The organism is Comamonas sp. B-9 (genome assembly GCF_000410635.1).
Taxonomy (GTDB): Bacteria; Pseudomonadota; Gammaproteobacteria; order Burkholderiales; family Burkholderiaceae_C; genus Comamonas.
Genome location: NZ_KE148567.1, coordinates 24556 through 35201, shown reverse-complemented (window position 1 = coordinate 35201; position 10646 = coordinate 24556). Strand labels below are relative to the sequence as shown.

Here is a 10646-nt window from a genome sequence, read left to right as displayed (position 1 = left end):
CACTCTTTCCATTCTGGGCGGCCTGGCACTGGCCGGCGGCATGTTGCTGACGAGCGCCGCGCAAGCAGCGGACCAGCCCCGCGTGAAACTGGCGACCTCGATGGGCGACATCGTGGTCGAGCTCAATCCAGAAAAAGCGCCCAAGACGGTGGCCAACTTTCTGCAGTATGTGAACGACAAGTTCTATGACGGCACGATCTTCCACCGCGTGATCGGCAACTTCATGATCCAGGGCGGCGGCTTCACCCCCGATATGCAGCAAAAGCCTGCGCGCTCGCCGATCCCACTGGAGGCCAACAACGGCCTCAAGAACAACACCTACACCATTGCAATGGCCCGCACGGCAGTGCCCGACTCGGCCACCGCGCAGTTCTTCATCAATGTGCAGAACAATGATTCGCTGAACGCCCCCAACCCCGATGGCCACGGCTATGCGGTGTTTGGCAAGGTCGTCAGCGGCAATGACGTGGTCGACAAGATCAAGGCCGTGCAAACCGGCAATGCCGGCCCGCACCAGAACGTGCCCAAGACCCCGGTCATCATCAAGTCGGCCACCGTCGTCAAGTAAATGGCCCTGCCGCTGGCCCCCAACCGGGCTGCGGCGCCCTTCCCACCTTTCTCAACAGGAAACACACCATGAGCAATCCACAAGTTGAACTGCATATCAAAGACTACGGCGTCATCACGCTGGAACTCGACGCAGACAAAGCCCCCAAGTCCACCGAGAACTTCCTGAGCTACGTCAAGAGCGGCCACTATGACGGCACGATCTTCCACCGTGTGATCAACAGCTTCATGATCCAGGGCGGCGGCTTTGCATCGGGCATGGACCAGAAGTCCACCCAGGCGCCGATCCAGAACGAAGCGCAAAACGGTCTGAAGAACGACCAGTACACCGTGGCCATGGCCCGCACCAGCGATCCCCACTCGGCAACCGCCCAGTTCTTCATCAACGTCGCCAAGAACGACTTCCTGAACCACACCTCGCCCACGCCTAGCGGCTGGGGCTATGCCGTGTTCGGCAAGGTGGTCAAGGGCAATGACGTGATCGACAAGATCAAGGCCGTCAAGACCGGCTCCAAGGGCATGCACCAAGACGTGCCCAAGGACGAAGTGCTGATCGAAAAGGCTGTGGCCCTGTAATAGGCGCCACCATTTGCATGGACAGCCCGACCAACCCTAGTGCCGCAGCCCCCCATGAGGCGCTGCGCGCCCAGTTGGCCACCACGGCAGTCCATGCCTTCGCTGCGCCCCCCGCCTGGCGCAGCATCGAATTCATCTCTGATCTGCATCTGCAACCCCAGCTGCCACTGACCTGGCACAGCTGGCAGCGGTACCTGAAAGCCAGTACCGCAGATGCGATCTTTATGCTGGGCGATTTGTTTGAAGCCTGGGTCGGCGACGATGCGCTGGACGAGACCGGCAGCTTTGAAGCGGCCTGCGCCCAGAGCCTGCGCGAGGCCAGTGGCCAGCGCGCCCTCTTTTTCATGCATGGCAACCGCGACTTTCTCATCGGCGCGCAGTTTGCCGAGCGCACTGGCATGCAATTGCTGCCCGACCCCAGCTGTCTGGAGTTTCTGGGCCAGCGCTGGCTGCTCAGCCATGGCGATGCGCTGTGTGTGGAAGACAGCGAGTACCAGCGTTTTCGTGCGGTGGCACGCAGCCCCGCCTGGCAGCAGCAAATTCTGGCCCAGCCGCTGGCCCAGCGCCGGCAACTGGCAGGCAACATGCGCAGCCAGAGCGAGGCGCGCCGCATGCGCGAGGTCATCACCGCCGATGTCGACACCCAGGCCGCCCTGGCCTGGTTGCAGCAGGCCCAGGCGCCCACGCTGATCCACGGCCACACCCACCGCCCGGCCAGCCACGCGCTGGATGCCAATCACCAGCGCGTGGTGCTGAGCGACTGGGACACCGACCTGGAACCTGCCCGCGCCGAAGTGCTGCGCATCGATGCCGCCGGCCTGCAGCGCATTGCGCTGAGCGACTATTTGGCCCGGCCGCCACAGCAAGGACGCTGAGATGGCATGGCTGCAGCGCACCTGGTCACGTCTGCGCGCGCTGGCGCGCCCCGTGCCCGAAATCCCCGCCGCCCTGTGGTTGCAGGTGCTGCAAAAATACCCGTTCCTGCAAGCGCTGTCGCTGGAAGAAAAAGCCAAGCTGCGAGCCTTGAGCGCGCTATTTCTGCGCCAAAAACAGTTCTCGGGCGCCCATGGCCTGGTGGTGAGCGATGCGATGGCGCTGACCATTGCCGCCCAGGCCTGCGTGCCGCTGCTCCACCGGGGTGAGGCGCAGCAGGCCATTGCGCTCTACGATGATTTTGTTGGCATCGTCGTGCACCCGGGCACGATGGTCGCTGCGCGCGACATGCACGACGAGGCGGGCCTGGTGTCGCACCGGCGCATGATGCTCGAAGGCGAAGCGATGCAGCATGGCCCTGTCACCCTGAGCTGGGCGGCCATCGCGCAGGACCCGCTGCAGCAAAACGAGCGCGGCACCAGCGTCGTCATCCACGAGTTCTGCCACAAGATCGATATGCGCAATGGCGGTGCCGATGGCTACCCCTCGCTGCCCGGCCATTTTCTGGGCCTGGCGAGCGCCGCCGAAGCACGCCAGACCTGGGAGCGCACCTGGGCATCGGCTTTTGACGCCTTTCGCCATGCGATCGCCAAAGCCCAGCGCTTTGGCGAGCCCGCGCCCTGGCTGGACAGCTATGGCGCCACTGCACCGGCCGAGTTCTTTGCAGTGGCCTGCGAGGCCTTCTTTGTCAACCGCAGCCACCTCGCGCAGGAATGGCCACAGCTCGACCGCATGCTGGCCGGGTTGTTCCGGCCGGGCGCCGGCTAATTACGGACCTTAGCCGCGCTGCTGTGCCTGTGTCAGCGCCTGCAGCCAGGCGATGCTGTCCTGCAGCTCTTGCGGGTGCAGCTCATGGCGGCAGGGGTACTCGTGGTAGGCCAGGTCAACAGGCGTCGCTTGCAGCGCTGCGCGAATCGCATGGGCCTGCGCCAGCGGAATGACATTGTCGGCCGTGCCATGGCTGATCCAGGCTTGGCGCCCGGCCAGCTGCGCCGGGGCGACCTGCTCGGCGGCAATCTCGGGCAAGAGGCGGCTGTGCCACACCATGATGGCCTGCAGCAGCTGCGGCTGGGTCAGCAGCGCCGACAGCGACATGATGCCGCCCTGGCTGAAACCGCCCACCACCACCCGTTGGGCCGGTATCTGCAAGGCCTGGGCCGCCTCGGCACAGGTCTGTGCGACGAGCGCGCGGCTGGCTTTTTCCTGGGCGGTGTCGATGCTACGGCTGCCATCGGGGTTCACCCCAAACTGGAACCAGGCATAGCTGCTGGGGCCCAGGGTGTAGGGCGCGCGCAGGCTCAGCACATGGAAAGCCGGTGGCACCATGCCCGCCAGGCCAAACAGATCTTGCTCATTGCTGCCCACGCCATGCATCAGTACCAGCAACCAGGGTGCTGGGGTATCCGCCGCAGCGGCGCGGTACAAGTGGTGAAGGGGAAGGTTCAACATGGCAGCCCTGCTCAAAAAAATTGGCTGCATCGTACCGCAGCCTTGGCAACCATGGTGGGAACCACAGCAAAGCGCTTTGCTGCGGCTGGGGCGCCATCGCTGGCGCCCCGTGCCCAGCGCTGATGGCTTATTTCTTCGAGTGCAGCGCCACCCAGGCCAGAAAGCGCTCCATGTAGTTGCGCAAGAACTTTTCGCTGGCCTCGGCCACCTTGCCATCGGCACTGACCAGGCCATCGGTCCAGCGGATAAAGCCCTCGGGCTGCGCCATCGCAGGCATGTCGAGGAACACCAGAATATTGCGCAGATGCTGCTGGGCCATCGACGTTGCCGGGCCACCGGTCGAGGTGCCGATGATGCCGGCAGGGATGCCATTCCATGCGCCGCTGCCATAGGGGCGGCTGCCACCGTCCAGCGCGTTTTTCAGGTAGGCCGGCACCGAGCGGTTGTGCTCGGGCGTCACAAAAAGGATGCCGTTCTTGCTGCGCACCTTGTCTTTGAATGCGGTAAACGCTGCCGGATAGGCGTCCGCATCGTCATCGCGGTTGTAGAACGGCAGCGCGCTCAGGTCCAGGAACTCGAAGTCCGCCTGGTCCTGCACCAGGTTCACCAGGCCATGGGCCAGTTGCTTGTTGATCGAGGTCTTGCTGTTGCTGCCAACGATGATGCCAATTTGGGGTTTTGCCACGGTCATTCTCACTTTCAGGACATGCACAAGGATGAAAGCCTCTGGTTATACCCCTGCTTGGTGACGACTGATGTAGGCCAAGGCGAACTGCGCGGCCATGGACGCGCGGTGACTCATTTCACGATACCACTGCCGCAAGCCTGGCCTGCCTGCAGCTGCCAGACCTGGGTGCTGCCCAGGTGCAGGGCTGGTGCAGCAGCCGCCACCGCCGGCATCTGGCGCTGGGCGGCCTCGGCGCTGCCCACCACCCACAAGCGCTGCTGCGGATGCGCACAGGCATAGGCTTGCAAGCCCTGCGCATCCAGCAAGACACGGCGGCCCAGCTGCGGCGCAAATTGCGCGGCATCGCTCAGCTCCTTCTTCCAGTTGTCGGCCTGCTGGCCTTCGGTGCGCCAGTCGTCCACCACCAGCGGATCGGCCATCGCGGGCAGGTAAAAAGGCACTTCGTAGTACAGGTGCTCCAGCATCACCAGCCGGTCCGCCGACTGCACCGGCAGGCTGCGCAGTGCGCGCCACTGGGCCTTCGCAGGCACGGCTACCGTGCCCAATACCACCGCCAAGACCACACACAACAGCGCGGCCAGGGCCGCAGTGCGCCGGCCCCAGCGCTGCCAGCCAGCTGCTTGCACCAGGCGCACCACCGCATAGGCCAGCGGTGGCAGCGCCGGCAGCACATAGCCCACGATCTTGCTGTGGGGCACCGAGAAGAACAGCACAATGACGGCAAACCAGACCAGCATCAGCCGGTCCAGGCTTTGCACGAAAGCCGGCGTTGCAGGCCGTGCTGCTGGCAGCGATATCGGTGCGGCAGTTTGTTTGCGCCTCCAGCTGCGCCAGCCAGCAGCCAGCGCCCAGCCGGTCCAGGGCAAGGCGGCCAGCGCGATCACCGCGCCATAGAACCACCAGGGCTGGGGGTTGTTGAAGCTGCTGCCGGTGTAGCGCTGAAAGTGCTGGGTGACAAAAAAGTAGTGGAAAAAACCGCTGTGGCGCTGTTGCGCCATGAACACCCAGGGGCCAGCAATCAGCAGCACCGGCAGCCATGCCGCGGCGTGCAAAGGCAGCCACCATTGGCGCCAGCGCCGGTCCCAGACCAGCCAGAGGGCCCAGACCATACCGGGCAGCACCAGCGCAATCAGGCCCTTGGCCAAAAAACCCAACCCGGCCCAGGCGCCCGCCGCAGCCAGCCAGCCCATCCAGGCCATGCCCCGGATACGGCCGGTGGCCTGGCGCGCCTCCAGGGTCGCCATTGCGGCGCTGCAGATGCAGGCCGTCAGGCAGCCGGCCAACAGCATGTCCATATTGGCGTACTGCGCGGCCATATAGGTATAGGGCATGGTCACCAGCACCACGGCCGCAGCCACGGCCACCGACTGGCTGGCATAGCGCTTGAGCAGGACCAACAAGGACATGGCCGCCAGCCATGCGCCCAAGAGCGATGGCAGGCGCGCCACCCATTCATGCACACCCGCAAGCTGCAAGCCCGTGGCCGCCAGCCAGTAGTACAGCGGCGGCTTGTGGAAAAACGGCAGGCCGTTGAGCGCAGGCGTGACCCAGTCGCCGCTGCGCAGCATCTGCAACGCAGCCACGGCGTACCTGCCCTCATCCGGATCGCTGAGCGGCCGCAGCCAGGCCAGCACCAGCAGCCACAGTGCCACCAGGACCGCCATGCGGGCCTCGATCGTCCAGGCAAAGCGGGCGGGCATGGCCCGCGCAGAAGCAAGGCTGTGCATGCCCTACTCCAGCGATGCCGCCTGCGACGCAGGGCGTGGCGCTGCGGCGTCTTGCAACGCGAGCTCGGCAGGGTCTTGCACCACCGGCCCGGCATGCCGCCACAGCCAGCCGTACAACAGCGCAATCACCCCGCCCAGCGCCGCGCCGGCTGCGATATCAAGCGGAAAATGCACGCCGCAGTACACCCGGCCCCAGCTCACCGCCAGCGCCACGGCCACGATGGCGGCGCCGCCCAGGCGCAACTGCCGCAGCCATAGCAGGCAAAAGCCCAGAGTAAAGAGTGAACTGGCATGCGCGCTGGGCAGTGAGCCCCGGGCGGCATGGTCAATACAGGCGGGGCTCAGCCCCATCACGAAGGGGCGGGGATGCCCCAGCCAGACGGCGAGCCGGTGCGCCAGCAACACGGCAGCGGCGCAGCACAGCATGCTGCCCAGCAGGTACAGGCGGTCGGCCGGCCGCTTCCACCACAGCCACAGCAGCGCGGCCCCGGCCAGCACCACGCCGTCCATGCCCAGCCAGCGGGCCAGCTCCAACACCCAGGCCGTGGGTGCAAAGCCCCCGGCCATCCATGCAAACCATTGCAGATTCAATGCTTCCATCACAAGCCTCTCTGGCAGAAGGCCGCTCTGGATGGGTGTTCACCCGGCAACAGCGCACTCTGTAGGTTGGCACTGTGGCGGGCGGAGCTTACCGATGTCTTAATGCATGGAAAAAAGTGGTAGACACATAAGAGCCACTAAGACGACCCAGCAAACCGCAGGTTTGCGGTTGAGACTAGGCGCCCTGCCGCAGGCAGTACAGGAGTACGACAAGGCAGGGTGCGGCCGGCCAGGCAACGACGTATCAAGGGTTGTATTAGTGGCTCTAAATGCGGCTGTCTTGGACGACGGCGCCGGCGGCGATAGTGATGACGCGCTGGCACTGGGCGGCAATGGCGCGGTCGTGCGTCACCATGATCAAGGTGGTGCCCGCTTCGCGGTTCAGGTCCATCACCAGCTGCATCACGGCTTCGCCGGTGGCAAAGTCCAGGCTGCCGGTGGGCTCGTCGGCCAGCAGCACGGCGGGCTGCACGACAAAGGCGCGGGCCAGTGCCACGCGCTGCTGCTCGCCACCCGACAGCAGCTTGGGGTAGTGCGACAGGCGCTGGCCCAGGCCCACGCGCTCGAGCATGGCGGTCGCCTGCTTGCGGGCATCGCGCTGGCCGGCCAACTCGAGGGGCAGCATCACGTTTTCCAGCGCCGTCAAATTGCCCATCAATTGAAAGTTCTGAAACACAAATCCCATCGTGCGCGCACGCAGCGCAGCCCGGTCATCCTCGCTCAGCGCAAACAGGTCCTGGCCTGCAATCCGCACCGTGCCCACGCTGGGCGTATCCAGGCCCGCCAGGATCGACAGCAAGGTGCTTTTGCCCGAGCCCGATGCACCGACAATCGCGACAGTTTCTCCCTGCGCGATGCTAAAGTCCACATCACGCAGAATGGTCAAACTGCCGGTCGAATCCGAGACCGATTTACCCAGGCCCTGGGCCACCAACACCGCCTCAGGCGCCTGCGATTGAGAAAGCACTGCATCTGTCATGACAACCAATCTTTCCTCCAATGATCGAACACCCGTCACGCGACGCCGGTGTCTTCGCAGCATCGTAGCGTTGTCAATGATGTCCTCCGCCGCTATAGGTTTTACAGCACAGGCGGCTGCACCACAGGCGCCCGCCACGATTTTGGTCGTGGGCGACTCGATCAGCGCCGAATACGGCATTGCTCGCGGCACCGGCTGGGTGGCGCTGCTGCAGGACAAGCTCGAACAAAGCAAAAACGCCAACGCCTACCAGGTGCACAACGCCAGCATCAGTGGTGACACCACCGCCGGCGGCCGGGCCCGCTTTGGCCAGCTGCTGACGCAGCACAAGCCCGGCATCGTCGTGCTGGAGCTCGGTGCCAACGATGCGCTGCGCGGCCTGCCGCTGGCCAGCACCCAGGCCAACCTGGCGGCAATGGTGGACAGCGCCCAAAAGGCTGGCGCCCAGGTGCTGCTGCTGGGCATGCAGGTGCCGCCCAACTACGGCAGCAAGTACACCACGGACTTTGCCCAGGTCTTTACCAGCCTGGCGCGCGAGAAGAAAACCGCCGTCGTGCCCTTTTTGCTGCATGGCGTGGCCGATGTGCCCAACGCGGAAAAGAACTTCCAGGCCGACCGCATCCACCCACTGGCCAGCGCCCACCCGCAACTGCTGGCCAATGTCTGGCCCGAGCTGCAAAAGCTGATGAAATAAAAATGTCGCCAGCGCGGTGCTGGCGGCGTTTAAAGGTTGGGATCTAACCCTTAGCCAAAGGCTTTTTTCAGCGCTTGCGCCAGATCCTGTTGCAGGTCGTTTGCATCTTCGAGTCCGATCGAAAAGCGCACCACCGTGCCCGGCTGCAGCTGCGAGTCGCCCAGCGCGCGCATGCTGCCAATCTTGTAGGGCACCACCAGGCTGATCGGGCCGCCCCAGCTGTAGGCCAGTTTGAACAGGCGCAGACTCTCGCAGAACAGGTCGATCTGCTGCTGGCTGTAGCGCGGATCGATCACCACGCTGAAGAGCCCTGCGGCTGCGCCCTGCTTGCCCGCCACGCTGCCCGCGCCACAGAGCTGCTGCCAATGCGCATGGCCCGGCGAGCCAGCAAAGGCCGGGTGCAGCAGTTGCACCACGGCGGGCTGCTCGGCCATGAAGGCGGCCAGCTGCCGGGCTGCCGCATCTTGCGCGTGGTAGCGCAGTGCCAGGCTGGGCAGGCTGCGCAGCACGGTCTCGATATCGTTCACACCCACGCCCAGGCCCAGGTGCATATGCGTGGCCTGCACCTTGCGGTGCACGGCGGCATCACGCGTCACGATGGAGCCCATCAGCACATCACCGCCACCGCTGGGGTACTTGGTGAGCGAATGCGCCGACACATCCACGCCCGTGCGGTAGCTGCCGTCGCCATCCAGGTCAAAGCAGTTGAAGGCCAGGCCCGCGCCCCAGGTGTTGTCCAGCGCCGTGGCAATGCCTTTGTCCTTGCACAGGCGCACAAGACCCACCAGATCAGGGAACTCCATGCTGACCGAGCCGGCGGCCTCCAGCCACACCAGGCGGGTGTTGTCCTGGATCAGGCTGGCGCAATGGTCCACGCGCATCGGGTCGTAGTAGCCGATGCTGACGCCAAAGCGCTGCAGCTCGCTCTCGGCAAAGCCCTTGCTCGGGCCATAGACGTTGTCGGGCAGCAGCACATGGTCGCCGCTCTTGAGCAGCGCCAGGCCAATCACCGAGATCGATGCCAGGCCGCTGGGCACCAGCACGCAGTGGCTGCCGCCTTCCAGCGTGGCAATGCGCTCTTCCAGGATGTAGGTGGTGGGCGTGCCGTGCAGGCCATAGGTGAAGGCGCTCTTGTCCTTCCAGTCCCAGCTGCGCATCGCCGCCACGTTGGGGAAGAACACGCTCGACGCCTTGAACACGCCGGGCTGCGGCGCTGCAAACGGCGCATTTGGCGCATAGGGGTGGTGGATGATGCCGGTGATCGGTGCCTGGTTTTTGGGGGTGGAGCTCATAGCAAAAAAAGTCGGTCAGAAAACGGAACAGCTGCGGGCTATTGTGCAGCAGATAGGCTCAGCGCAAAGCAGCCGCCACCAAGCCCAGCGCTGCGGGCTTGGCACCCGCCTCAAAGAAGCGGCTGGCCTGCAGCAGTGCCGCACTGTTTTGCAGGGGCAGCCAGTCACCACCTGCGCAGCGCTGCCAAGCCAGCGGCCCGGCGCTACCAGCCGCTGTTACGACAACCGCCAGCCAGGCATCCAGCCCATCCGCCGGCGCTGGCCACCAGCGGGCCTGCTCACCCAGGCTGACCAGCACCGGCAGTGCTTGCGCTGATGCAGCCGGCGCCATAACGGGGGCATCCAGGGCCACCAAGGCATCACGCGCCCAGGCGCGCAGCCCGGCGCGGTAGCCCTTGTCGGGGAACTGCGCTGCCCATTGCTGGCGGTCTGCATCCAGGGCCGCACCCATAGCGCTGCTGCCCAGTGCGGCGGCGATATCCAGCGCCGGCTTGCGCGCCACCTGCTCCAGCCAGAGCCGGTAGCCGGCGCTCGGCGCTGCAGCATTGGGCGGGTTGATCAGCCACATCCCTTGCACCGGCTTGCCCAGCGCAGCCTGCTGCACCACAAGCGCCTGGGCCAGGCGTGCAGCATCGCCATGGGCGACGATGACCAGCCCCTGTTCGCCATCCAGATGCAAATGCTGGATCAGGTCTTGCAGCATCGCCAGCTGCTGCGCATCGCCCAGGCGCTGGTCCTTTTTGGGTTTGTCGCTGCGCCCCAGGCCCAGCCAATCCGGGGCCAGCACGCGGTCCCCCCGCGCGGCCAGGCCGGCTGCCAGCTCGCGAAACAGCCCTTGCTGCGCCGGCAGGCCGGGCAGCAGCAGCCATTGCCGGGCAGCGGCCGATGGCGCGGGGTTCTGGCCCGCGCTGTCTTTGGCATGCAGGCGCAGTCCGTCCAAGGCCGGCCAATCGCTGTAAAAGCAGCTGGGGCAGGCGCAATCCAATGCGGGGGCAAACAGCGCATCGGGCGTACGCAGTGCGTCGTCGCGCAGCGGGTGGCTGGCCAGCGCCTGCTGTTTCTGCTGCACGCGGCGCTTGCCAAAAAATTCGGTGAGCAGGGCTGCAGCCTCGTCTGCCAGCACACCCATGGTCACGGCGGT

The 10646-nt window shown here is 65.2% G+C and carries 12 protein-coding genes; 5 read left to right on the top strand and 7 right to left on the bottom strand.

Annotated elements, in window-relative coordinates:
• Positions 1–40: 40 nt before the first annotated feature.
• The 4 genes from H928_RS0112070 (at position 41) to H928_RS0112055 (ending at position 2844) form a co-directional block, all read left to right on the top strand.
• Complete coding sequence (locus H928_RS0112070) at positions 41–568, top strand: peptidylprolyl isomerase (RefSeq protein ID WP_021026743.1); 528 nt, start codon at positions 41–43, stop codon at positions 566–568.
• A gap of 68 nt (positions 569–636) precedes the next feature.
• The gene (locus H928_RS0112065) at positions 637–1143 is read left to right on the top strand and encodes a peptidylprolyl isomerase (RefSeq protein ID WP_021026742.1); all 507 of its coding nucleotides are present in this window, start codon (positions 637–639) and stop codon (positions 1141–1143) included.
• Between the two features lie 17 nt (positions 1144–1160).
• Positions 1161–2018 (top strand): UDP-2,3-diacylglucosamine diphosphatase, encoded by an 858-nt coding sequence (locus H928_RS0112060; protein WP_021026741.1) that lies wholly within the window; start codon positions 1161–1163, stop codon positions 2016–2018.
• 1 nt (position 2019) lies between these two features.
• Entirely contained in the window at positions 2020–2844 is an 825-nt protein-coding gene (locus H928_RS0112055) for a zinc-dependent peptidase (RefSeq protein WP_021026740.1), read from the top strand.
• Positions 2845–2853: 9 nt separating this feature from the next.
• On the opposite strand, the gene H928_RS0112050 is transcribed toward H928_RS0112055, so the two are convergent.
• From H928_RS0112050 to H928_RS0112030, 5 genes are all read right to left on the bottom strand, one after another.
• On the bottom strand, positions 2854–3525 hold the full coding sequence (locus tag H928_RS0112050) for an alpha/beta hydrolase (RefSeq protein WP_021026739.1): 672 nt from the start codon (positions 3523–3525) through the stop codon (positions 2854–2856).
• A 127-nt stretch (positions 3526–3652) separates the two neighbouring features.
• Entirely contained in the window at positions 3653–4210 is a 558-nt protein-coding gene (locus H928_RS0112045) for an NADPH-dependent FMN reductase (protein WP_027010874.1), read from the bottom strand.
• 113 nt (positions 4211–4323) lie between these two features.
• On the bottom strand, positions 4324–5940 hold the full coding sequence (locus H928_RS27435) for a glycosyltransferase family 39 protein (protein ID WP_084635780.1): 1617 nt from the start codon (positions 5938–5940) through the stop codon (positions 4324–4326).
• 3 nt (positions 5941–5943) lie between these two features.
• Positions 5944–6540, bottom strand: a complete 597-nt coding sequence (locus H928_RS27430; RefSeq protein ID WP_021026736.1) for a phosphatase PAP2 family protein — start codon at positions 6538–6540, stop codon at positions 5944–5946.
• A gap of 265 nt (positions 6541–6805) precedes the next feature.
• On the bottom strand, positions 6806–7519 hold the full coding sequence (locus tag H928_RS0112030) for an ABC transporter ATP-binding protein (RefSeq protein WP_052329949.1): 714 nt from the start codon (positions 7517–7519) through the stop codon (positions 6806–6808).
• Positions 7520–7598: 79 nt separating this feature from the next.
• Between H928_RS0112030 and H928_RS0112025 the strand changes: the two genes are divergently transcribed.
• A complete protein-coding gene (locus tag H928_RS0112025) occupies positions 7599–8213 on the top strand; it encodes an arylesterase (protein WP_052329953.1) in 615 nt (204 codons plus the stop codon).
• A 50-nt stretch (positions 8214–8263) separates the two neighbouring features.
• On the opposite strand, the gene H928_RS0112020 is transcribed toward H928_RS0112025, so the two are convergent.
• Both H928_RS0112020 and H928_RS31545 read right to left on the bottom strand, forming a co-directional pair.
• A complete protein-coding gene (locus H928_RS0112020) occupies positions 8264–9505 on the bottom strand; it encodes a PLP-dependent transferase (protein WP_021026733.1) in 1242 nt (413 codons plus the stop codon).
• A gap of 58 nt (positions 9506–9563) precedes the next feature.
• Positions 9564–10646 (bottom strand): alpha/beta fold hydrolase (locus tag H928_RS31545; protein WP_158400525.1); only part of this gene is annotated, 1083 nt, incomplete at its 5' end.

Coding starts and splice junctions, on each gene's coding strand:
- H928_RS0112030 (WP_052329949.1), bottom strand. CDS start 7,519: ATGACAGATGCAGTGCTTTCTCAATCGCAGGCGCCTGAGGCGGTGTTG.
- H928_RS0112025 (WP_052329953.1), top strand. CDS start 7,599: ATGTCCTCCGCCGCTATAGGTTTTACAGCACAGGCGGCTGCACCACAG.
- H928_RS0112065 (WP_021026742.1), top strand. CDS start 637: ATGAGCAATCCACAAGTTGAACTGCATATCAAAGACTACGGCGTCATC.
- H928_RS0112050 (WP_021026739.1), bottom strand. CDS start 3,525: ATGTTGAACCTTCCCCTTCACCACTTGTACCGCGCCGCTGCGGCGGAT.
- H928_RS0112070 (WP_021026743.1), top strand. CDS start 41: ATGTTGCTGACGAGCGCCGCGCAAGCAGCGGACCAGCCCCGCGTGAAA.
- H928_RS27430 (WP_021026736.1), bottom strand. CDS start 6,540: ATGGAAGCATTGAATCTGCAATGGTTTGCATGGATGGCCGGGGGCTTT.
- H928_RS0112055 (WP_021026740.1), top strand. CDS start 2,020: ATGGCATGGCTGCAGCGCACCTGGTCACGTCTGCGCGCGCTGGCGCGC.
- H928_RS0112060 (WP_021026741.1), top strand. CDS start 1,161: ATGGACAGCCCGACCAACCCTAGTGCCGCAGCCCCCCATGAGGCGCTG.
- H928_RS0112020 (WP_021026733.1), bottom strand. CDS start 9,505: ATGAGCTCCACCCCCAAAAACCAGGCACCGATCACCGGCATCATCCAC.
- H928_RS27435 (WP_084635780.1), bottom strand. CDS start 5,940: ATGCACAGCCTTGCTTCTGCGCGGGCCATGCCCGCCCGCTTTGCCTGG.